The sequence below is a fragment of the Bradyrhizobium nanningense genome (genome assembly GCF_004114535.1).
Lineage (GTDB): Bacteria > Pseudomonadota > Alphaproteobacteria > Rhizobiales > Xanthobacteraceae > Bradyrhizobium > Bradyrhizobium nanningense.
In genome coordinates this window covers 1-498 of sequence record NZ_LBJC01000001.1, presented here as the reverse complement: position 1 = coordinate 498, position 498 = coordinate 1, and the positions used below count along the sequence as shown (strand labels likewise).

General features: G+C 59.4%; 1 protein-coding gene. It reads right to left on the bottom strand.

The features are described from left to right. On the bottom strand, positions 1 to 297 hold a 297-nt coding region (locus XH84_RS00005; RefSeq protein WP_164937313.1), incomplete at its 3' end, for an IS110 family transposase. Positions 298 to 498: the final 201 nt, after the last annotated feature.

Here is a 498-nt window from a genome sequence, read left to right as displayed (position 1 = left end):
TTCACAGATCGCCTCAGCGTCCATCGCGTCGTTCTTCTGCCGCTTGACGTAGGGCTTCACATAGGCCGGAGGCATCAATCGAACCGTGTGCCCCAACGCCTGCAGCTCGCGCGACCAATAGTGCGATGATGCGCAAGCCTCGATTCCCACCAGGCATGGCGGCAACTTCTGGAAACACGCCAAGACGTGGCGGCGCCTCAACTGACGGCGTACGATCACCTCGCCGGCTGCATCAACGCCATGCACTTGGAAGACCGACTTCGCAATATCAAGACCAATCGTCGAAATTGACTGCATAGGCTGCTCCTCCGAATCGTGGAGCCTCAAAACGGCACCCACTCCTTGGCACTCTCGTGCCGGTGGAGGAGCCGTCCACATGGGGTAATCGCGGGAGCGAGTCACCCTGAATCAGGCCCAACCGATAATGGAAGCTGGTGGCTGTTCCCCGATAGGATGGAAATACGGGCTCACGACTGGACGCCGGGCCCAAGCATCGAA